Genomic DNA, 21,091 nt, shown 5'->3' on the forward strand with positions numbered 1-21,091 from the left:
GCGGACGAGCGACGTCAGGCGGCCAGGTCTCCTGGCTTGCGGGTCATAAACCGCCGTCCTCGCCTTCCCAGTCACCCAGTGGCGCCGGGGTCGAGACCCCGGACGGACGACGCTCTCGCCGCCTACAGTTGCGGGCACAGCCACGGTGTCTCACCGTGTTCCCTTAACCGCCTGACACGGCCTATCGCAGGGGTGACAAGCCTGTGCAAGAGCCGTTAACGGGCTTGAGCGGTCGGCTGCGATCCGTCACCCTGACGGCACATGAACGCGCCCGCTTTTCCCTCCCCCGAACATTCGCCTGAAGTCGCCGCCTCGCTGGAAGGGGCGACGCCCTTCATGGCGCAGTATCTGACGGCCAAGGCCGGACAGCCGGACGCCATACTCTTCTTCCGCATGGGGGATTTCTACGAGCTGTTCTTCAAGGACGCCGAGGTGGCGGCCGCCGCCCTGGGCATCACCCTGACCAAGCGGGGCAAGCACCAGGGCGAGGACATCCCCATGGCCGGGGTGCCGGTTCACGCCATGGAGGGCTATCTGGCCCGGCTGATCCGCCTGGGCCACAAGGTCGCCATCTGCGAACAGCTGGAAGATCCCGCTGAGGCCAAAAAGCGCGGCGGCAAGGCCGTGGTCCATCGCGGCGTGGTGCGGGTGGTGACGCCGGGCACCCTGACCGAGGACAGTCTGCTGGATGCGCGGGGCGCCAATCGTCTGGCGGCCGTGGCGGTGCGCAAGGGGCGGGCGGCGGTGGCGGTGGTGGAGCTGTCGTCCGGGGCCGTGGACAGCGTCGCCTGTGCGCTGGAGGACCTGGGCGCGGCCCTGGCGGCGTTTCGTCCGTCCGAGGTTCTGGTCACGGACCGGATCTATTCGGACCCGGCGACGCGGGACGCCCTGGATGGGTCCGGCGGCGTGGTCCAGGCCCTGGCCAGCGCCATCGCCGAGCCCCAGGCGGCCCAGGCGCGGGTCGAGCGGCTGTACGGGGTGGCGGCCCTGGACGGGTTCGGCGCCTTCGAGGAGGCCGAGATATCGGCTCTGGGCCTGATCGCCGCCTATCTGGAGACGACCCAGGCCGGCAAGGTCCCGGCCCTGGCCCCGCCGCGCCGGCTGGGCGAGAGCGGTTTTCTGGCCATCGACCCGGCGACGCGGACCAGTCTGGAGATCGACCGGACCCAGCGGGGCGAGCGCGAAGGCTCGCTGCTGGCCTGTATCGACCGGACCGTCACCTCGGGCGGGGCGCGGGCCCTGGCGGAACGGATCGCCCGGCCGCTGCGCGATCCGCTGGCGATCAACGAACAGCTCGACGCGGTCGAATGGCTGCTGGAGCGGCGCGATCTGCGCCGCAACCTGCGCGAGGGGCTGAAGGCCTCCTCGGACATCGCCCGCGCGGTCGGGCGGCTGGCCTTGGGACGCGGCGGTCCGCGCGATCTGGCGGCGGTGCGGGTCGGCCTGACCATAGCGGAGGGCGTGGCCGGCCTGTTCATCGGCCAGGTGGATCCGATCACAGGTCAGCCGCGCCGCATCGCGCTGGCCCTGGACCGGCTGAGCCTGTCGCCCGAGGTCTCGCGGCTGAAGGCCGATCTGATCGACGGCCTGGTGGACGAGCCGTCCCACCTGGCGCGCGACGGCGGTTTCGTGCGCCCCGACTATCGTCCCGAACTGGACGCCGCCCGCACCCTGCGCGACGACAGCCGCCGGGTGGTGGCGGATCTGGAGGCGCGCGCCGTGGCCGAGTCCGGCGTGGCCTTCAAGGTCAAGCACAACGCCGTCCTGGGCTATTTCCTCGAGACCTCGGCCAAGGCGGCGGAAGGCCTGCTGCGGGCCGGGCCGGACAGCCCCTTCATCCACCGCCAGACCCTGGCCAGCCAGGTGCGGTTCACCACCGTCGAACTGTCGGAACTGGACGCCAGGATCAGCCAGGCCGGCCACCGCGCCCTGGCCATCGAGGCCGAGACCTTCGAGACCTGGCGGCGCGAGGTCGCCCGTCTGGCCCAACCGCTGCAGGCGGTCGCCGAGGCCCTGGCCGAACTGGACGCCCACGCGGCCCTGGCGGAATGGGCGCAGGAGGTCGGGGCGACCCGGCCGGTAGTGGACGACAGCCTGGCCTTCTCCGTCGAGGCCGGGCGGCATCCGGTGGTCGAGGCGGCGGTCAAGGCGGCCGGCGATCCCTATACGCCCAACAATGCGCGGCTGGACGGCTCCGGGGCGGATTGCGCCCGTCTGGCCATCGTCACCGGGCCGAACATGGCCGGTAAATCCACCTTCCTGCGCCAGAACGCCCTGCTGGTGATCCTGGCCCAGGCCGGGGCCTTCGTGCCGGCGCGGTCGATGCGTCTGGGCGTGGTGGACCGGCTGTTCAGCCGGGTCGGGGCGGGCGACGACCTGGCGCGGGGGCGGTCCACCTTCATGATGGAGATGGTCGAGACCGCCGCCATCCTGACCCAGGCCACGCCGCGCAGTTTCGTCGTTCTGGACGAGATCGGCCGCGGCACGGCGACCTATGACGGCCTGGCCATCGCCTGGGCCACGGCGGAGGCCCTGCACGAGACCAATAGGGCGCGCACCCTGTTCGCCACCCACTATCACGAGCTGGCCCAGCTGGAGACGCGGCTGGACCATGTCTGCAACCTGTCCATGGTGGCCAAGGAGTGGAACGGCGATCTCGTCTTCCTGCACGAGGCGGCGCCGGGGGCGGCGGACCGGTCCTATGGGGTGCAGGTGGCCAAACTGGCGGGCGTGCCGGGCGCCGTGGTCGCCCGCGCGAGATCCGTGCTCGAACGGCTGGAAGGGGAGAAGGCGGCGACCGCCCGTCTGGACGACCTGCCGCTGTTCGCCCTGGCGGAACCGGCGCCGGTCCTTGCGCCCTCGCCGGTCGAGACGGCGCTCGGGGCCGTGGACCCCGACGCCCTGACCCCGCGCGAGGCGCTGGAGGCCCTCTACAGGCTCAAGGGAATGCTCACATCGAGATGAGAGAGAGTATTGCCGTCGGGGAAGGTTCTTAACCTTGCTCATGTCAGGGATGCTTGACTGAAGACCCGAAGCCTCCACTGGATACGGCGATGAAACCCAGCGCGCTTTCCCTTTCGGCCAAGATCGCCCTCATGGTGATCGGCGCCCTGGCCGCCCTTACCGCGATCCTGCTGGCGGTGGCCGTGGTGCTGCTGACCCGGGATGCAGAGGCCAGCGCCGCCGAACGCCAGGAGGCCAATATGCGCGTCGCCTGGGACGTGCTGGCCGACTACGGCGACGGGTTTTCGGCGCGGGACGGCCGACTGTATGTCGGCTCCACGCCGATGAACGACTTCGTCGAACCGGTCGATCGGATCAAGGCCCTGGTGGGGGGCACGGCGACGGTCTTCATGGACGACCTGCGGGTCACGACCAATGTGGTCAAGGACGACGGTTCGCGCGCTGTCGGCACCAAACTCAAGCCCGGCCCCGTCTATGACGCGGTGCTGAAGTCCGGCAAACCCTATCGTGGTCAGGCCGACATCCTGGGCAAGCCCTATTTCGTCGCCTACGACCCGATCAAGAACGCCGCCGGCCAGACCATCGGCGTGCTGTATGTCGGCATTCCCAAGGCCGACTTCATGGCCTCGGTGAACCATATGATGGCCGGCCTGCTGATCTGCGGCGTCGTCGTCACCTTGCTGGTGGTGGGCGGCTGTCTGGTCGCCTCGCGCCGCATGTTCTCGCCGCTGCAGGCCCTGTGCGAGCGGATGGAGGCCCTGCGTCAGGGCCGCACCGACTTCGACGCCCCCTGGGTCTCGCGCGGCGACGACATCGGTCAGATCGCGCGCGCCGTCATCGCCTTCCGCGACGCCGCCGTGCGCCAGAAGGCGACCGAGACCGAGGCCGAGGCGATGCGCGAAACCGCCCGCGCCACCCACGCCGCCAGCGAGGCCGAGCGCGAACGCCTGGCCGAGGAAGACGCCGTCGTGGTCGGGGCCCTAGGCCAGGGTTTGGCGGCCCTGGCGCGCGGCGACCTGAACCACCGCATCACCGCCAGCTTCGCCGAGCGCAGCCGCAAGCTGAAGGACGACTACAACACCGCCGCCGACACCCTGGCCGCCACCATGGCCGATATCGTCGATCTGGTCGGGGCGATGCGCGCCGGAACCGCCGAGGTGTCCACGGCCACCGACGACCTGTCGCGCCGCACCGAACGCCAGGCCGCCGCCCTGGAACAGACCGCCGCCGCCCTGGATCAGATCACCGTCACTGTCCGCAAGACGGCCGAGGGCGCCCGGTCCGCCGCCGAGATCACCGCCCAGGCGCGCGGCGGGGCCGGAACGCGCGAGCGGATCATCGCCGACACCACCGCCGCCATGGGCGAGATCGAGGCGACCTCGGGCAGGATCGGCGAGATCATCGGCGTCATCGACGAGATCGCCTTCCAGACCAATCTTCTGGCCCTGAACGCGGGCGTCGAGGCGGCGCGGGCCGGCGAGGCCGGCCGCGGCTTCGCCGTGGTGGCGTCGGAAGTGCGCGCCCTGGCCCAGCGTTCCGCCGACGCCGCGCGCGAGATCAAGGGCCTGATCGCCGCCTCGGGCGCCAGCGTCGGCGAAGGCGCCCGGCTGGTGTCCCAGACCGGCGGCGCCCTGACCGCCCTGATCAACCAGGTGGCCGAGATCAACCAGCTGGCGGGCGAAATCGCCGCCTCGGCCCAGGAACAGGCCGTGGGTCTGGCCGAGATCAATGTCGCCGTGAACCAGATGGACCAGACGACCCAGCAGAACGCCGCCATGGTCGAACAGACCACCGCCGCCAACCAGGCGCTGAGCCAGGAGGCGGAAAAACTGGCCGAGCTGGTGTCGCGCTTCCGCATCGGCGAGCCGGATGCGGACAGCCAGTCTCGGGACGCCCGGACCGTCTGGGCCGCCTGAGTCCAAGCCGGACAAGATCAAAAAAGGCCCGCCCGGCGACTGCCGAGCGGGCCTTTTTCATGTCAGACGTCCGTCGGGGACGCGGCGGATCAGGCCTGCATCATCCAGCCTTCGACGTCCATGGCCGCCTGGCGGACGGCTTCCGAACGGGTCGGGTGGGCGTGGCAGGTGCGGGCGATGTCTTCCGAGGCGCCGCCGAAGCTCATGGTGATGGCGGCCTCGTGGATCATCTCGCCGGCCTGCGGACCCATGATGTGGACGCCCAGAACCTTGTCGGTGGCGGCGTCGGCCAGAACCTTCACGAAGCCGTCGGTCTCGTGGTTGATCTTGGCGCGGCTGTTGGCGGTGAAGGGGAATTTGCCCTTCTTGTAGGCGACGCCGGCGGCCTTCAGCTGATCCTCGGTCTGACCGACCCAGGCCACTTCGGGGAAGGTGTAGACCACGCTGGGGACCAGGGCGTAGTCGACGTGGCCGTATTTGCCGGCGATGGTGTCGATCACGGCGACCGCGTCTTCCTCCGCCTTGTGCGCCAGCATCGGGCCGTGGGTCACGTCGCCGATCACCCAGACGCCGCCCTCGTTGACTTGGCCGGCGACCTTGAAGTGATCATGGTCGATGAAGCCGCGCTTGTCCGGCGTGACGCCGATGGTCTCCAGACCCAGGCCGTCCGTATAGGGGCGACGGCCGATGGCGACCAGGACGACGTCGCCCTTCAGGGTTTCGGCGGTGCCGCCGGCCGAGGGCTCGACCGTCAGTTCGACCCCGTCCTTGACCGGCTTGGCGCCCGTGACCTTGGCGCCCAGTTTGAAGACCATGCCCTGTTTGGTCAGGGTGCGCTGGAAGGCGGTGGCGACCTCGGTGTCCATGCCGGGGGTGATCCGGTCCAGGAATTCGACCACCGTCACCTCGGCGCCCAGGCGGCGCCAGACCGACCCCAGCTCCAGGCCGATGATGCCGGCGCCGATGACGATCAGCTTCTTCGGCACGGCCGGAAGGGACAGGGCGCCGGTGGAATCGATCACCTTGCCCGCCTCGAAGGCGACGCCCGGCAGGGGGGTGGGCTCCGAGCCGGTGGCGATGACGATGTTCCGGGCCTCAAGCGCCTGGACCGAACCGTCGGCGGCGGTCACCTCGACCTTGCCTTTGGCGACGATCTTGCCGCGGCCCTTGATCCAGTCGGCCTTGTTCTTCTTGAACAGGAACTCGATCCCCTTGGTCAGGGCGGTGACGCTGTCGTCCTTGGCCTTGTGCATCTGGCCCAGGTTCAGCTTGGGCTGGACCTCGATGCCGATCTTGGCGAACTCGCTGTTGGCGGCGTCGAACATTTCCGAGGCGTGGAGCAGGGCCTTGGACGGCATGCAGCCGACGTTCAGGCAGGTGCCCCCCAGGGTGGCGCGCATCTCGACGCAGGCGACCTTCAGGCCCAGCTGGCCGGCGCGGATCGCGGCGTTATAGCCGCCGGGCCCTCCGCCGATGATGACGACGTCGTAGGGAACGGGGGCTTCGGCCATGATATCCTCTGGTCTTCTGGCGCGTGGGGGCAGGCGGGCGGACACTAGCGCCGACCCCGCAGGGGTCAACCGCCGGGCGACATATGGGACGCCGGAATCGACCTTTGCAGGGGGAGGAAGCCGTCAGGAGGCGATTTCAGGCGCCGGTTCGTCCGTCTGGCCCGTATTTTCGCTCGCGTCCGCGTCCTGCTGCTCCGCGCGGGGCAGGGTGACGGAGACCTCCGCCCCTTCGCCCGGCGTGCTGTCGATCGCCAGGGCGCCCGAGGACTGGCGCGCAAAGGCGAAGGCCTGCGACAGGCCCAGGCCGGCCGCGTCCGGCCGGGTGGTGAAGAAGGGCTCGGCCGCGCGGCGCAGGGTGTCGGCGTCCATGCCGGGGCCGGAATCGCGCACGCTCAGTCTCAGGCTGTCGTCGGCCATCACCGCCAGCCGCACCGCGACCGACCCGACGCCGTTCGACGCCTCGACCGCGTTTCGCGTCAGGGCCAGCACCGCCGCCTCGAAGGCCGCCGGATCGATCCGGGCGAAGGCCGGCTGGGCCGGGGTTTCGATCATCAGATCGATCGACGGCCCCGACAGCAGACGCAGCTTGGTCTCCAGGCCCGCCAGGAAGATCCCGACGTCCAGCCGCTGAAGATTGGTGCGGTCCTCGTCCTGCGAGAAGGCGCTGAGGCGGCGGGTCAGGCGTTCGCCGCGCTGACCGGCGGCCAGGGCCGCCTGGCCCAGGCGGCGGATGCGCTCGGGCTCGTCGGCATGGCGCAGCATCATGTCCAGGGCCGAGGTCATGACCCCCAGAAGGGCGTTGAAATCATGGGTCACGCCGCCGGCCAGACGGCCGACATTGGCCATGCGCCGTTCGGCCTCCAGCTCGGCGCGAACCGCCTGTTCGGCGCGCGCGGCCTCGGCGACCGTGTCCAGCAGGGCCTGATTATGGGCGGCCAGGATTTCGCTCTCGCGGCGCGAGAAGTCCGCCTGCGCCGTTTGAAGGGCCTCGGCGACGGGATCGCGCGGATCGTCCTGGCCGGCGTCGTCTTCCGGCGCATCGGACAGAGGGGCCGGTTCTGCGGTTTCAGAGCCGGTCTCCGTCGGGGCGATGTCGGCCAAGGGGGCGCCGGCCAGCAGGACGGCGTCCGGACGATCCGCCTCGTCGGCCAGGGGGGTCAGGGTCCAGCGGATCCCCGCGCCGTCCGCGTCCACCGTCTCGATCGGCGCAGCCTCGCCGTCATCGGCGTTCAGGGCGGCGCGCAAGGCCTGGCGGCCCTCGGTGCGACGGTCGAGCGGCAGGAACAGGTCGGCGAAGTCGGAACCCGTCACCCCCTCGCCGCGCCCCAGCATGATCAGGGCGGTGCGGTTGGCCTGGCGGATGCGGCCGTCGGCGTCGACCACCACCAGGGCGCCGGAGGCGGCGTCGAACACCCGGTCGGCCAGGCTGGGCCGGGCGGCGGGCGGCGGCGGGGGCGGCGGCGGTTCGATGGCGGGGGTGGTCAGGACGTCGGTCTCGACGATGGCGGCGATGGAGCCGGTGATCTGGCCCCGTTCGTTCTCGATCGGCATGGCCGTGACCGAAACCAGCATCTTCTTGCGGGTCGCGGCGTTCATCATCAGATGCTGGAAGCCCCGCACCGTCTGGCCGCGCAGGGCCCGGGCGCTGGGCAGCAGGTCGGCGGGGATCGGCTTGCCGTCCGGGAAGGTGATGCCCCAGGTCGCAGAATGGAAGCGCAGGCCCAGCAGTTCGGCGTCGCGACGGCCCAGCAGCTGATGGGCGGCGCGGTTGGCGAAGACGAACTTGCCGGTGCTGTCGGTCTCGACCATGGCCACGGGCACGGCGTTCATCGTCTCGAACAGGCGTCTGTCGGAGGATTCGGCCACCTTCTGGACGATGTCGAGCTGGTCGCTTGCGCTGGCGTGGCGGGCGCCGTGGGTCACGGCGAACCAGAGGGCGACGGCCGCGAGGGCGTAGCCGACGACGGCCGTGATGCCGAAGATCAGCGTCCAGTTGACCTCGCCTTCGAGAAACATTCGGTCGATCCGTTTCAATCTGGGGCGTCCGCCGCCCAGGTTCGCCAGGATCTGCAAGGGGCGAACCAGCGGAGCGGGGGTGGTCTCCGATACCCAGACCTCATGACGAGGCCCGTCGTCAAGCCGCCCGGAAGCGCGGCGCGCATCGCCCATGAAAAAGGGCCGGACGTCGCCGTCCGGCCCTTTCTGCAGTGTCCTGGATGGCGCTTAGAAGGCCATCCGGGCGACGAGCTGGAACCACGGACCGGCGCTTTCGGTCTCCAGTTCGTATTCGTCGTAGTCGCGGGCCATCTGGTCTTTGATGGTGTTGAACTTGTCGAACACCTCGTCCTTGGACGAGTCGAGCAGGTTCGAGCCGGTCAGGCGAAGCACCACGTTCGAGGCGACCTGCTTCTCGACGAAGATTTCGAGGTCGCCGCCATAGCTGGTGACGACTTCTTCCCCGACGATCCGCTCCTTGGCGTCGCCCTGTTTGCGATAGGTGGCGCCGAAGGCTGCGCCCCAGGACGGGATGTCCTGAGTGAAGCCGACGTTGAAGACATAGTCGGACTGGGAGTTGAAGCGGCGGTCGCCCATGAAGTCTTCGACCGAGCTGTCCAGCCACGAGTAGTTCAGGAAGACGCCGGTGTGCTCCATGCCGATGAAGTCCAGCGGCGTCGACAGGTCGAACTCGACGCCCCAGACCTGTCCGTCCCCGACATTTTCCGCCGTGAGGACGTAGGAGACCAATTTTTCGGCCGCTTCTTCCGGCGTGTCGCCGTCGTCGATGGCCTCGTCATAGTCGTCCTGCGCCTGTTCGGAATAGGCGCCCGTGTTGGTCACTTCGATCAGGTCGGTGATGTCGCGGTAGAAGGCGTTGATCCCGATGACGCCGCGGCGCCCCAGGCGACGCTCGAAGCCGAGGTCCGCGCCCCAAGCCTTTTCAGGTTCCAGGTCCGGATTGCCCAGGAAGTCGTTGTCCCCGTATTCGCCGGTCAACAGGGCCGGAGAGAGGAAGTCGAACCCAGGGCGACGCACGGTGCGGGCCGCCGATGCGGTGATCCGGTCGGTCTCGGACAGCCTCCAGCGCACGCTCACTGACGGCAGCAGGATGGCGTAGTCCTGGTCGTTGACGCGGTCGGCGGCGGCCACGGTTTCGTCGGTGATGGTGGTGTCGGTCATTTCGTAGCGCAGACCGGCCTCCCATTTGGCGGGACCGTTCTCACCCGACAGCATGACGTAGGGGTCGATGCGGGTTTCCTCGATCTTGCTCAGGCCGCCGTCGGTCGGTTTGAAGACGCCGAAACTCCAGGCGGTCGCGCCATTGGTCGAGCCATTGGCGACGTTGAAGCGCACGCGGTCGGGCTCGGTGATCGAGGTGTCGCGGTCTTTCTGGTTCCACTGGACCCCGAACTCGAGTTCGGTGTCGCCGATCAAGGCGCGCTTGTGCTCAAGTGCGCCGCTCAGTTCCTTGTCTTCGATGTCGGTCTGGGTCGCATCGGCGGTGAAGCGATCTTCGTCCGGATAGACCACCTTGTCGCGCAGATATTCCGACTCGTATTCGTACTCGTACTGTTCGTCCTTGATGGAGGCGTAGCCGAACTTGAACTTGGTCTCGCCGCCCAGCATCTCACGCGCATAACGCAGGTTCAGCGACAGGTTGTCAGTGCGGATATCGACGTCGTTGTCGTTGATTGTGCTGATGTTCGCGTCTGTCTCAACGCCATCGACGTATTCGATGGAATCCTCGTCCTGATAGCGGTCGGTGCGAACGAACACGCCGGACAGCTCCAGGCGGCCGCCGGCGACATCGACGTCATAGGAGCCGTTGAACGAGTAATCGGTGCCGTCGCGCGTATCGGTCTGGACTTCGGTGTTGTCGAGCGTGCCGTTCGGCTCGTCGAAACGCTGGCTGTATTTTTGCTTCGGATTGCGGCGATCCTGGATATTGCCGCCTACGAGCAGACGGCCGGGACCGACCTGACCGCCCCAGACGGCGCCGTAAGCGCCGCCCCACTGGCCGTATTCACTGTCTTCCCAGTGCAGGGCGCCGAGGCGGACATAGCCGCCGTCCAGCGACAGGGCGTCGCGCAGAACGATGTTGATCGCGCCGGCGACCGCGTCGCCCGAACGATTGGCCGAGGACGAGCGGACGACTTCGACCCGTTCGATCAGTTCGGCGGGGATGCGGTCGACGAAGAAGGAGCGATCGACGCCGGCGCCGGGCACGCGTTCGCCGTTGATCAGGATCTGCGTATAGGCCGAATCCAGGCCGCGCATGCGCACGCCGTCCGATTCCAGGACGTCCGACAGGAAGGTCACCGAAGGCACGCGCTTCAGGGCGTCGCCGGCGGTCAGCGGCTCGAAGCGCTGGAAATAGTCGAGGTCGTAGGACAGGGTCGGCACGACGTCGTCGGTGCGGTTACGCATCGCCGGTTCGCCGGTGACGACGATTTCTTCAAGCGCGGTGACCGGCGCCTGCGTCGCGGGCGAGGTTTGAGCTTGGACGACGCCGGCGAACGCCAGCGAGGCCATAGACGCGAGCGACGCGCCCGCGAGCAGTTGCAGTCTCATGATGAAATTCCCCAAACGTCGGGCTTTGGCCTTCGACGATAAAGCCGCGCTTAGAGATGTGCGGCGACGCGTCCACGAAGGTTTCGCGACGTCCATCATGAGATTTTGAATCTCCAGCATGACAACTGATCCGTATTCAGATCGACGACGTTCCCGAGCGCCCGACCTGCGGCGTCTTCGACCTTGACCCGCAGCCGAGGTTCATGGTCTCCGGCCCCATCCCTTGGGAGGAGCATCCGATGAATTCGTCGATCAAGCGCGGCGCCGCGCTGGCCGCCGCCGTCTGCCTTCTGGCCCTGACCGCCTGCGCAACCCGCGAGGTCGATTTCCAGGGCGAGGGCGAAGGCTTCGTCGGGCCGGGCGCGCCGGTCCAGGCCGTGCTGGAAACCCCCTCGGTCGGCACGGCCGGCCAGGACGCGGCGGACGATCCGGCCGTCTGGGCCTCGGCTGCGCCGGTCATGGTGATGGGCCAGGCCACTCAGGGCTTCGTGGCCGGGACGGACAAGAAGTCGGGCCTCTACATCTACGGTTTCGACGGCCGGATCCTGCAGTTCCTGCCGGAAGGCCTGCTGAACAATGTCGACCTGATCGAGGGATTGAACATCGACGGCCGGCCGCAGCTGGTGCTGGGCGCCAGCGACCGCACGCCGGGCAAGACGGGAATCTCGCTGTATCTGTTCGATCCGGCCGGGACCGGCCAGAACGCCGTCCGCCCCTGGGGCGCTGTCGCCACCGACGTGATCGAACCCTACGGCTTCTGTTTCGCGCGCCGGGGAGCCGAGGTTCACGCCGTCCTGGTGGGGCATGAGGGCGAGCTGCGGCAGTTCGTGCTGAGCGTCGATGCGGCCGGTCAGCCGGTCTCGCGCGAGGTGCATCGCGCCGAGATCGGAACCATTTCCGAAGGCTGCGCCGCCGACGAGGCCACCGACGCCCTCTATATCAACGAGGAAAATGTCGGCCTGTGGCGCTATGGGCTCGACCCGGCGTCGGGCGCGGCGCGGACCCTGGTCCAGCCCATCGCCAGGGACGTCCTGGTCGCCGACGCCGAGGGGCTGACCACGCTGACCGACGGCGACAAACGCTATCTGATCGCGTCCAGCCAGGGCGATTCGACCTTCCCGGTCTGGCGCATCGACGGCGCCGCCCCGCAGTACGAGGGCCGGTTCAAGATCGTGGACGGCGTGGTGGACGGCGTCACCGGCACGGACGGCCTGGCCGCCGCCAGCGGCGTGGTCGGCCCCTTCCCCGAAGGTCTGGTCGTCATCCAGGACGACGTGAACGATGTGGGCACCCAGAACTTCAAATATGTGGACTGGCGCGACATCCGCCGCGCCCTGGGCCTGTAATCCGGGGGCGGAAGCCCCCTACTGATCCTCGTCGAACTTGCGCGCGACGAGGTCCGTCAGGGCCTCGATCGCCTCTTCGGCGTCTGCGCCCTCGGCCGAGACTTCGATGCTGCAGCCGATGCCGGCGCCCAGCATCAGCAGGCCCATGATCGAACGGGCGTCCACCGAGACGCCGTCGCGGGTGACATGGATCTCGCTGTCGAAACTGGAGGCCAGTTTGACGAACTTGGCCGAGGCGCGGGCGTGCAGGCCGCGCGTATTGCAGATGTCGAGAGTCGTCTTCACGCTCATTTTTCGCCCGCGAGCACCCAGGACGCCACCGAGATGTATTTGCGCCCGGCGTCCTGGGCGTGGGCCACGCAGGCCTCCAGGGTCTCGCGCCCGCGCACGCTGGCCAGCTTGATCAGCATGGGCAGGTTCAGGCCGGCGATGACCTCGGCGTGGGTCTGTTCCATCACCGATATCGCCAGGTTGGAGGGGGTGCCGCCGAACATGTCGGTCAACAGGATCACCCCGTCGCCGTCGTTCACGGCGGCGGCGGCGTCGACGATGTCGCGACGGCGTCGCTCCATGTCGTCATCCGGCCCGATGCATATGGCCGCGACGCCGCGCTGCGGCCCGACCACATGCTCCATCGCCGAAAGAAACTCCGAGGCCAGTCCCCCATGGGTGACGATAACCAGGCCAATCATGAGAACTTCACTCGCATCCCGCCCTGAACCGTCCCCGGACCTCCCCGCGCCCGCCAGGGAGGCCGGACGCATCCGTTTTGGACCGCAAGAGGCGTGTCATAGACCCGTTATGCGCGGGTTCAAAGCGTCTGAAGCGCGACTGCGACCATCTCGACGGCCGAGGCGGGGCGGGGGTCCAGCGCCAGCAGGGGCAGGTCGATCCCGCAGAAGCGCCGCGTCTGCGGCTCCGGAAGCCGTTCGACCGCCTCGGGAACACAGGCGACGGCCAGGACGACTCTGGCGACCAGCCGTGTCCTGACGGACACGATTCCGACCCCGCGCGCCTCGATCCGGCCGGCGATGGCGGCCGGGGCGGTCGCATGAAGCGCGCCGCCGGACGCCCAGACCCGGGTATAGTCGTCGCTGACCAGCCGCCAGCCCCGCCCGATCAGCCGCAGGGCCAGATCGCTCTTGCCGGCGCCCGACGGACCCAGGATCATCACCGCCGTCCAGGCCCCGTCCCGGCGGACGGCGACCGTGGTGGCGTGAACGGGCGACGGGTCGGTCATGAGCGACGACCGGGCGACGCGGCGGACGGCAGGCCGATCTCGAACCGGGCGCCGATCACCTGGCCGTCTGCGCCGATCCGGTTGTCGGCCGTGACGCGGCCGCCATGCGCCTCGACGATCTGGCGGACGATGGACAGGCCCAGGCCCGAGTTGGAGCCGAAGGCCGCCCCCTTGGGCCGCGAGGTGTAGAAGCGCTCGAACACGGTCTCCAGGTTTTCGGGCGGAATCCCGGGCCCCTGGTCCTCCACGCGGATGCGGATGGGCAGGTCGCCCTCGACCTCTTCCAGCACGACCCGAACCTCGCCGCCGGCGGGGCTGAAGGAGCGGGCGTTGTCGATCAGGTTGCGGAACACCTGTCCCAGGGGGCCGTCGCGGCCGGCGACCCGGAGGCCCTGGGGCGGAGGTTCGAACCGGACGGGAATATCGTCCGGCCGGGCGGTGGTCTCATAGACGCCGACGATATCGGCCAGCAAACGGTTCAGTTCGATGGCGCGGGGCCGGTCGCGCGACAGTTCGGCGTCCAGACGCGAGGCGTTGGAGATGTCGGTGATCAGCCGGTCCAGGCGGCGCACGTCCTGTTGCAGCAGACTGGTCAGCTTCTCCCTCTGGGCGTCGGTCTTGACCAGGGGCAGGGTCTCCAGCGCCGAACGGATCGAGGTCAGGGGGTTCTTGATCTCGTGCGACACGTCGGCGGCGAACCGTTCGATGGCGTCCATCCGTGTGGACAGGGTGTCGGTCATCGACTCCAGCGACCGGGCCAGGTCGCCGATCTCGTCCTTGCGCTCCTCCAGGTCGGGCAGGGAGATGGCGCGGGCGCGCTGAAGCCGGACCTGGTCCGCCGCCGCCGCCAACCTCAAGACCGGCCGCGCCACGAACAGATGCAGCAAGAGGGAGGCCAGCAGGTTCACGGCCAGGGCCACCAGGGCGAAAGGCACCAGGGCCCGTCTCTGATCGTCCAGGATCTCATCGACATTGCCGGCTTCCAGGGTCAGCACGCCCAGCACCTGGCGGACATGCCGGATGGGGATGGAGACCGAGACGACGCGGTCGCCGGATTCGTTGCGCCGGACGGTCGTCTGCGGCTCTCCGGCCAGGGCGCGCTCGACCTCGGCGGCGACCTCGGCCTCGACGGCCTTCTTGTGTTCGGCGTCGCGAAGGGTCTTCTGGGCGATCTCCCCGGAGGGGGGCGTGCCGGCGGGACGCGCAGGCGGCAGGACCTGGCCAGGGATGTTCTCGGTCACCTCGTAGCTGTCGATGACCGGCAGGCCGTTGATGTCGTACAGGCGAACCCGCTGGCCGTTCGGGACGAAATTGTCGCGCAGCCATTTCGCCGCCTCGCCCACGTCCAGCTCCGGGGTCGGCACGCCCCTGCTGATGCCCAGTTCGCCCAGGACATTGCCCAGCAGTTCGGCCTGGACGGTCAGCGATTCCTGACGCGCCTGGATCAGCCCCTGACGCCATTCGTTCAGAACGAGCGCCCCGCCGAACAGGATCAGCAGGCTCAGAAGGTTGAGCGCCAGGATGAAGCCGCCCAGCCGCGAGCCGCCGAAGCGGAACCTCGGCCGGCGGACAGGTTCCTCGTCGGGCTCGCGCCCGACGGGAAGATCAGCTTTCGCGGTAGCGGTAGCCGACGCCATACAGGGTCTCGATCGCGTCGAACTCATTGTCCACGGCGCGGAATTTCTTGCGCATCCGCTTCACATGGCTGTCGATGGTGCGGTCGTCGACATAGACCTGGTCGTCGTAGGCGGCGTCCATCAGGTTGTCGCGGCTCTTCACGAAGCCCGGGCGCTGGGCCAGGGCCTGGAGCAGCAGGAATTCGGTGACGGTCAGCTTCACCGGCTTGCCGTCCCAGGTGGATTCGTGACGGGCCGGGTCCATGCTCAGCTTGCCGCGCTTGATCGCCTTGCCGGAAACTTCGGCCGAGGGTTCGGGGTCGACGCCGTCGGCGCCGGTGCGACGCAGCAGGGCCTTGACCCGCTCGATCAGCAGCCGCTGGCTGAAGGGTTTGTGGATATAGTCGTCGGCGCCGAGGTTGAAGCCGAGGATTTCGTCGATCTCCTCGTCCTTGGACGTCAGCATGATGACGGGAATCTGCGAGGTCTGACGCAGGCGGCGCAGCACCTCCATCCCGTCCATGCGCGGCATCTTCACGTCGAGGATGACGAGGTCGGGCGGCGCGCTTTCCAGCGCGGCGAGACCCGAGGCTCCGTCGTGGTAGGCCGTGATCTTGTGGCCATGGCTTTCCAGCGCCAGCGAGACGGACGCCACGATGTTCTCGTCGTCATCGACCAGGGTGATGTTGGCCAAGGTTGTCTTCTCCTGAACTTCCCGTTCCCGCGAACGAGAACGCACGGCAAGCGTAACCGTTCGATCACGGTCACATTAGGGCTAAGGCAAATGGGCCGCCAACCCGGATGTTTCAACGATAGCCGGGTTCGTTTCCAACGGCGCGATGAAAATTCGTCGTGAAAACCCCCCTTTAAAGCCTTGGGCCTCAATGATCCCAGATGGCCGGTCCGATCCACTACGAAGTCTATGTCCGAAAGACCGCTCCGGCGGGCTGGACCCTGTTGATCGCCACCGAGGACCGCAAACACGCCCTGGAAACGGCCGAGGACCAGCTGCGCGACCGGCTGGCCGCCGCCGCCCGCGTCACCAAGGAGACGCTGGATCCGGACACGATGGAGTTCAACAGCCTCAACATCCTGACGATCGGCGCGCCCGAGGAGAAGAAGAAGCCCAGGACTGTCGAGGCTGCTCGCCCGGCGTGCAGCGCCCCGGCCGAACTCTATACGCCCCACGCCCGCGCCCTGATCGGCCGTGTTCTGGAGGACTGGCTGAAGCGCCAAGGGGCGACGGCGTTCGAACTCCTGCACCGGCCAGACCTGGCCGAGCGACTCGACGCCTCCGGCGTGGAGCTTCAGCACGCCGTCCAGAAGGTCGCCGTGCCGGAGAGCCAGGCCAGCGGCCAGGACCTGCACAGCGTCGTGCGCCACTACCAGCGGCTGTCGGAGGATGCGGTCGCACGGTTGCTGAAGGCGGGCCGCTCGGGCCTGTTTCCGTCGCTGGAAAAACGGTCGATCGCCGAGCTGGCGCAGGGGTTGAGCGGGTCGGCGGACCGCGCCTTCGTCATGGGCGGCGTCGTCGCCCAGGCCCTGGCCGACCGCAAGGGGGCGCGGGACCGGCTGGACGGCCTGATGGACATGATCGACGCCGCGCCGCCGGCCGGGCCGGCGCGCGGGCTCGTCGTGGGCGCCGTCGAACAGATCGCGGCGGAAATGCTGGCGGTGCGCGCGAACCTGGCGGAAATCCTGGGCCCGTCTCTGGACCACGGCGCCAGCCTGGCCGCAGTGGTGCGCATGGTGGCCCCCCGAGAGGTCGAACGGCTGATCGGTCTGGATTCCCGCATGGCCCTGATGACGCCGGCGGTCGAAGGTCCCGCCGCGCGACTGGGCGCGCGTCTGGCGGGGGGCGAGTTCCCGCAGCTGTCGGCGTCCCTGGCGCGGATGGTGACGCGCGAACTGGCCAGCCCGCGGCGGCTGCGGCCCAATGACCCGGTGGGGGAGATCGACATCCTGCGCACCCTCGCCATGGCCCTGACGGCGGCGGCGGGCCGGCTTCTGACCCTGGAAGAGGTGCAGAACGCCTTCGTCGACCGATCCAAGAGCCTGGTCACGCCCGATTTCGTCGGCGCCTATGTCCGCCAATGCCCGACCGCCCTGTCCGAGGCCGAACTGCTGACGCGGCTGTGCGAGAACGTCACCGGAGGGGCCAACAAGCGGGCGGCGGCGCGCTGGCTCAGCGCCTGCGTGGCCTCCGTCCGGCTGGAAAGCGAGATGCGCCAGTCGGCGCCGGGCGGCCCCAGCGTGTCGCAGAAGCTGCTGGTCCTGGCGCGACTGCAGCGGTCGGTGCGGGCCGTACAGCTGGGCGAACTGGATGAAAGACAGATTTCGACGGCCATCGGCGCCCTGGGCGGAACCCTGGAGGCGGACGCCGGACTGCTGGCCCAGATCGGCCGGGCCCAGGCCACGCCGGTTCAGAAGCTGACGGCCCTGATGAAGATGACCAATGGCGAGACCGCGCCCCTGGGGCCGGCCGCGGATCGCGCCCGCGCCGAAGCGGTCAAGATGCTGCGGATCCCCGAAGTCCGCCAGGCGGCGGACGCCGATACCGAAGCGTCTGCGGCGCTGCAGAGCCTGATGCAGGCGGCCCGGCTGAAGGTCTGAGCCTCAGTCGAAGATGTCGAAGATGCTGTCGCGCTTCTTCTTCTTGTAGCGATAGTCGTCGTCCCGATGGCGATCATCGCCGCGCCGGTCGTCCCTGTAGCCCCGGTCGTCGGCATAGGGACGCCCTCCGCCCCAGGGTTGGGACTGGGGCTGAGAATGGGGCTGGGGCTGGGGCTGGGACTGAGACGGGGGCGCGGCGGGCGTCGCAGAGGCGCGACCGTCCTCGGCCGCCGAAGCCATCAGCTTCTCCAGTTCGCCGCGGTCCAGCCAGACGCCCCGGCAGGCGGGGCACATGTCGAACTGCACGCCGTCCCGATCCAGCGTCTGCATGGCGGAATTGTCGTTCGGGCACATCAGAAGAGGCATCGGGGCTCCAGATCAGTCAGGAATCGGGTCGGTTCGGGCGTCGGCGCGACCGGCCGGGAGGGGGACAGACCTGTCGCGCCGACGCATCCGTGCGGTCCGACATCGCGTCGATACGATGCGGCGAAGGGATACGCCGGATCGCGAAGACGCCAGAGGGGCCCGTTCCGCAGGATCCAAGCTAGGCGCCCGGCCGGCTCGCCGCCATGCGTCGTGGCGCCACAGGCCGTTCCCCGCTCAGCAGACCTGACCGGCGGCCCAGCCGGAGGACCAGGCCCACTGGAAATTATAGCCGCCCAGCCAGCCGGTGACATCGACCGCCTCGCCGATGAAATAGAGGCCGGGAACCGTTTTGGTGGCCAGGGTCTGCTGGTCCAGGGCGGCGGTGTCGATCCCGCCCAGGGTCACCTCGGCGGTGCGATAGCCTTCGGACCCGACCGGCTTGACGCTCCAGGCGTTGACCGCCTGATCCAGCCGCCGCAGCGTCGCATCCGACAGATCGGCCAGATTGCCCGCCGCGCCCTCCCGCTCGCACAGGCTTTCCGCCAGCCGCCGCGGCACGATATGGCCCAGGGCCGTGTGCACGGCCTGGCGGCCGTTGGCGGCCTTGGCGGCCTTCAGCTCGTCGAAGACATTACGGCCCGGCGCCATGGCGGCGACGATGGCCTCGCCTTCGCGCCAGTAGGAGCTGATCTGCAGGATGGCCGGTCCGCTGAGGCCGCGATGGGTGAACAGCATGGCCTCGCTGAAACGGACCTTGCGCGCCTTGGCCCCTTCGGGCACCGAGGCCACAGTGGCGTCCACCGCCACGCCCGCCAGCGGGATCAGGGTTTCGAGCAGGCCGGCCTCGAACGTCAGGGGGACCAGGGCCGGTCGGGTTTCGGTGACGCGAATGTCGAACTGGCGCGCGACCTCGTAGGCCCAGCCGGTGGCGCCCATCTTGGGGATGGATTTACCGCCCGTCGCCACGACCAGGGCGGTCGCCGTGACCTGGGTTCCGTCGGACAGGACGACGCGCCAGCCGTCGCCGGACCGGTCCAGGCGGTCCACGCCCGTCTTCATCTTCAGGGTCACGCCCGCCGCCGCCATGTCGTCGGTGAGCATGCGGACGATCTGTTTGGCGCTGTCGTCGCAGAACAGCTGGCCCAGCGTCTTCTCGTGCCAGGCGACGCCGGCCCGGTCCACGCGCTTGACGAAGTCGTGCTGGGTGTAGCGACGCAGGGCCGAGGTGGCGAACCGGGGGTTCTCACCCAGGAAATTCGCCGGGCCGCAGCCCAGATTGGTGAAGTTGCAGCGCCCGCCGCCGGAGATGCGGATCTTCTCGCCGGGGTTGGCGGCGTGATCGACCACCAGCACCCGACGTCCGCGACGCCCGGCCTCGATCGCGGCCGTCATCCCGGCCGCGCCGGCCCCGACGACGAGGACGTCATAAGACGCCCTCGTCACTTGGAACCTCGCGGTTCCGGCCTCGGGGAGAGCTTAGTAACGGTAGTGGTCCGCCTTGAACGGGCCTTCGACCGGCACGTTGATATAGTCGGCCTGGTCCTGGGTCAGGACGGTCAGCTTGGCGCCCAGCTTGGCCAGGTGCAGCAGGGCGACCTTTTCATCCAGGTGCTTGGGCAGGGTGTAGACCTGGTTCTGATAGGACTTGGCGTTGGTCCACAGCTCGATCTGGGCCAGGGTCTGGTTGGTGAAGGAGGCCGACATCACGAAGGACGGGTGGCCCGTGGCGTTGCCCAGGTTCACCAGACGGCCTTCCGACAGCAGGATGATCTTCTTGCCGTCCGGGAATTCGATGTGGTGGACCTGAGGCTTGATCTCGTCCCACTTGAAGTTCTTCAGGCCGGCGACCTGAATCTCCGAGTCGAAGTGGCCGATGTTGCAGACGATGGCGTTGTTCTTCATCTGCCGCATGTGTTCGACCGTGATGACGTCCTTGTTGCCGGTCGTCGTCACATAGATGTCGGCGCGGCCGGCGCTGTCGTCCAGGGTCTGGACCTCATAGCCTTCCATCGCGGCCTGAAGCGCGCAGATCGGGTCGATCTCGGTCACGATCACGCGGGCGCCGCCCTGGCGCAGCGAGGCGGCCGAGCCCTTGCCCACGTCGCCGTAGCCGCAGACCACGGCGACCTTGCCCGACAGCATGACGTCGGTGCCGCGACGGATGGCGTCGACCAGGGATTCACGGCAGCCGTACAGGTTGTCGAACTTGGACTTGGTGACGCTGTCGTTGACGTTGATGGCGGGGAAGGGCAGCTCGCCCTTTTCGGCCATCTGATACAGGCGGTGAACGCCCGTGGTCGTCTCTTCCGAAACGCCGCCGATGGCGTCGCGGATGGCCGAGTAGAAGCCGGGCTTTTCGGCGATGTAGCGTTTCATCACCTTGAAGAGGGCTTCTTCCTCTTCGTTCTGGGGATTGGCCAGGACCGAGATGTCCTTCTCGGCCTTGGGGCCGAGCACGCACAGCAGGGTCGCGTCGCCGCCGTCGTCGAGGATCAGGTTCGGATAGCCGCCGTCAGCCCATTCGAAGATCTTGTGCGCGTAGTCCCAGTATTCCTCCAGGGTCTCGCCCTTGGTGGCGAACACCGGCGTGCCCGAGGCGGCGATGGCGGCGGCGGCGTGGTCCTGGGTCGAGAAGATGTTGCACGAGGCCCAGCGGACTTCGGCGCCCAGGGCTTCCAGCGTCTGGATCAGAACGGCCGTCTGGATGGTCATGTGCAGGCTGCCGGCGATCCGGGCGCCCTTCAGCGGCTGGCTGGCGCCGAACTCTTCGCGCAGGGCCATCAGGCCCGGCATTTCCGTTTCGGCGATCGCGATTTCCTTCTTGCCCCAATCGGCCAGAGAAATGTCGCGGATGATGTAGTCGGTCATGGGGGCTCCTGGCCGCAGGGGATTTTCCAGCCCTCATAGCCTGTGGAGCATGAAGGAGCAATAAACACATAAGGATATCCTT

General features: G+C 68.5%; 15 protein-coding genes and 1 riboswitch. Of the genes, 4 read left to right on the top strand and 11 right to left on the bottom strand.

Going from position 1 to position 21,091, the window contains the following annotated elements; translation table 11 throughout:
* Positions 1–3: 3 nt before the first annotated feature.
* Positions 4–187: riboswitch (cobalamin riboswitch) on the bottom strand.
* Positions 188–261: 74 nt separating this feature from the next.
* Entirely contained in the window at positions 262–2,964 is a 2,703-nt protein-coding gene (gene mutS / locus ACP7CK_RS08880) for a DNA mismatch repair protein MutS (protein ID WP_426025769.1), read from the top strand.
* A gap of 89 nt (positions 2,965–3,053) precedes the next feature.
* Positions 3,054–4,880 carry a methyl-accepting chemotaxis protein gene (locus tag ACP7CK_RS08885; RefSeq protein ID WP_426025770.1) on the top strand — a complete coding sequence of 609 codons (1,827 nt, stop codon included), beginning with the start codon at positions 3,054–3,056 and terminating at the stop codon, positions 4,878–4,880.
* A gap of 89 nt (positions 4,881–4,969) precedes the next feature.
* Here the strand turns inward: ACP7CK_RS08885 and lpdA are convergent, their stop codons facing one another.
* The 3 genes from lpdA to ACP7CK_RS08900 all read right to left on the bottom strand — a co-directional run bounded on the left by lpdA (position 4,970) and on the right by ACP7CK_RS08900 (position 10,960).
* Positions 4,970–6,391, bottom strand: coding sequence for a dihydrolipoyl dehydrogenase (lpdA, locus tag ACP7CK_RS08890; RefSeq protein WP_426025771.1), 1,422 nt, complete (start codon positions 6,389–6,391; stop codon positions 4,970–4,972).
* Between the two features lie 123 nt (positions 6,392–6,514).
* Entirely contained in the window at positions 6,515–8,407 is a 1,893-nt protein-coding gene (locus tag ACP7CK_RS08895) for a PAS domain-containing protein (RefSeq protein WP_426025772.1), read from the bottom strand.
* 207 nt (positions 8,408–8,614) lie between these two features.
* Positions 8,615–10,960, bottom strand: a complete 2,346-nt coding sequence (locus ACP7CK_RS08900; RefSeq protein ID WP_426025773.1) for a TonB-dependent receptor plug domain-containing protein — start codon at positions 10,958–10,960, stop codon at positions 8,615–8,617.
* Positions 10,961–11,199: 239 nt separating this feature from the next.
* Here ACP7CK_RS08900 and ACP7CK_RS08905 point away from each other — a divergent pair, with 239 nt between their 5' ends.
* Complete coding sequence (locus ACP7CK_RS08905; protein ID WP_426025774.1) at positions 11,200–12,306, top strand: phytase; 1,107 nt, start codon at positions 11,200–11,202, stop codon at positions 12,304–12,306.
* 18 nt (positions 12,307–12,324) lie between these two features.
* Here the strand turns inward: ACP7CK_RS08905 and ACP7CK_RS08910 are convergent, their stop codons facing one another.
* The 5 genes from ACP7CK_RS08910 to ACP7CK_RS08930 form a co-directional block, all read right to left on the bottom strand.
* A complete protein-coding gene (locus ACP7CK_RS08910; RefSeq protein WP_008262858.1) occupies positions 12,325–12,597 on the bottom strand; it encodes an HPr family phosphocarrier protein in 273 nt (90 codons plus the stop codon).
* Entirely contained in the window at positions 12,594–12,998 is a 405-nt protein-coding gene (locus ACP7CK_RS08915) for a PTS sugar transporter subunit IIA (RefSeq protein ID WP_008262883.1), read from the bottom strand. Before ACP7CK_RS08915 ends, ACP7CK_RS08910 begins: the two co-directional genes overlap by 4 nt.
* A 119-nt stretch (positions 12,999–13,117) precedes the next feature.
* Positions 13,118–13,546, bottom strand: a complete 429-nt coding sequence (locus ACP7CK_RS08920; RefSeq protein WP_008258830.1) for an HPr kinase/phosphorylase — start codon at positions 13,544–13,546, stop codon at positions 13,118–13,120.
* A complete protein-coding gene (locus ACP7CK_RS08925; protein WP_292150593.1) occupies positions 13,543–15,183 on the bottom strand; it encodes a stimulus-sensing domain-containing protein in 1,641 nt (546 codons plus the stop codon). The genes ACP7CK_RS08920 and ACP7CK_RS08925 overlap by 4 nt, the downstream gene beginning before the upstream one ends.
* A complete protein-coding gene (locus tag ACP7CK_RS08930) occupies positions 15,152–15,856 on the bottom strand; it encodes a response regulator transcription factor (RefSeq protein ID WP_008261186.1) in 705 nt (234 codons plus the stop codon). The genes ACP7CK_RS08925 and ACP7CK_RS08930 overlap by 32 nt, the downstream gene beginning before the upstream one ends.
* A 200-nt stretch (positions 15,857–16,056) precedes the next feature.
* On the opposite strand from ACP7CK_RS08930, the gene ACP7CK_RS08935 reads away from it, so the two are divergent.
* Entirely contained in the window at positions 16,057–17,775 is a 1,719-nt protein-coding gene (locus ACP7CK_RS08935; RefSeq protein WP_292150591.1) for a hypothetical protein, read from the top strand.
* Positions 17,776–17,778: 3 nt separating this feature from the next.
* On the opposite strand, the gene ACP7CK_RS08940 is transcribed toward ACP7CK_RS08935, so the two are convergent.
* The 3 genes from ACP7CK_RS08940 to ahcY form a co-directional block, all read right to left on the bottom strand.
* Positions 17,779–18,141: a zf-TFIIB domain-containing protein gene (locus tag ACP7CK_RS08940; protein ID WP_426025775.1), complete on the bottom strand. Its 363-nt coding sequence runs from the start codon at positions 18,139–18,141 to the stop codon at positions 17,779–17,781.
* Between the two features lie 234 nt (positions 18,142–18,375).
* Positions 18,376–19,584, bottom strand: a complete 1,209-nt coding sequence (locus tag ACP7CK_RS08945) for an NAD(P)/FAD-dependent oxidoreductase (RefSeq protein WP_426025776.1) — start codon at positions 19,582–19,584, stop codon at positions 18,376–18,378.
* A 33-nt stretch (positions 19,585–19,617) separates the two neighbouring features.
* The gene (ahcY, locus tag ACP7CK_RS08950; RefSeq protein ID WP_008261797.1) at positions 19,618–21,009 is read right to left on the bottom strand and encodes an adenosylhomocysteinase; all 1,392 of its coding nucleotides are present in this window, start codon (positions 21,007–21,009) and stop codon (positions 19,618–19,620) included.
* Positions 21,010–21,091 lie beyond the last annotated feature (82 nt).

Source organism: Brevundimonas sp. TSRC1-1, from assembly GCF_049898245.1.
Taxonomy (GTDB): domain Bacteria; phylum Pseudomonadota; class Alphaproteobacteria; order Caulobacterales; family Caulobacteraceae; genus Brevundimonas; species Brevundimonas mediterranea_A.

Excerpts from the sequence above, each read along its gene's own strand:
- mutS (WP_426025769.1), top strand. The coding sequence starts at position 262 with ATGAACGCGCCCGCTTTTCCCTCCCCCGAACATTCGCCTGAAGTCGCC.
- ACP7CK_RS08885 (WP_426025770.1), top strand. The coding sequence starts at position 3,054 with ATGAAACCCAGCGCGCTTTCCCTTTCGGCCAAGATCGCCCTCATGGTG.
- lpdA (WP_426025771.1), bottom strand. The coding sequence starts at position 6,391 with ATGGCCGAAGCCCCCGTTCCCTACGACGTCGTCATCATCGGCGGAGGG.
- ACP7CK_RS08895 (WP_426025772.1), bottom strand. The coding sequence starts at position 8,407 with ATGTTTCTCGAAGGCGAGGTCAACTGGACGCTGATCTTCGGCATCACG.
- ACP7CK_RS08900 (WP_426025773.1), bottom strand. The coding sequence starts at position 10,960 with ATGAGACTGCAACTGCTCGCGGGCGCGTCGCTCGCGTCTATGGCCTCG.
- ACP7CK_RS08905 (WP_426025774.1), top strand. The coding sequence starts at position 11,200 with ATGAATTCGTCGATCAAGCGCGGCGCCGCGCTGGCCGCCGCCGTCTGC.
- ACP7CK_RS08910 (WP_008262858.1), bottom strand. The coding sequence starts at position 12,597 with ATGAGCGTGAAGACGACTCTCGACATCTGCAATACGCGCGGCCTGCAC.
- ACP7CK_RS08915 (WP_008262883.1), bottom strand. The coding sequence starts at position 12,998 with ATGATTGGCCTGGTTATCGTCACCCATGGGGGACTGGCCTCGGAGTTT.
- ACP7CK_RS08920 (WP_008258830.1), bottom strand. The coding sequence starts at position 13,546 with ATGACCGACCCGTCGCCCGTTCACGCCACCACGGTCGCCGTCCGCCGG.
- ACP7CK_RS08925 (WP_292150593.1), bottom strand. The coding sequence starts at position 15,183 with ATGGCGTCGGCTACCGCTACCGCGAAAGCTGATCTTCCCGTCGGGCGC.
- ACP7CK_RS08935 (WP_292150591.1), top strand. The coding sequence starts at position 16,057 with ATGGCCGGTCCGATCCACTACGAAGTCTATGTCCGAAAGACCGCTCCG.
- ACP7CK_RS08940 (WP_426025775.1), bottom strand. The coding sequence starts at position 18,141 with ATGCCTCTTCTGATGTGCCCGAACGACAATTCCGCCATGCAGACGCTG.
- ahcY (WP_008261797.1), bottom strand. The coding sequence starts at position 21,009 with ATGACCGACTACATCATCCGCGACATTTCTCTGGCCGATTGGGGCAAG.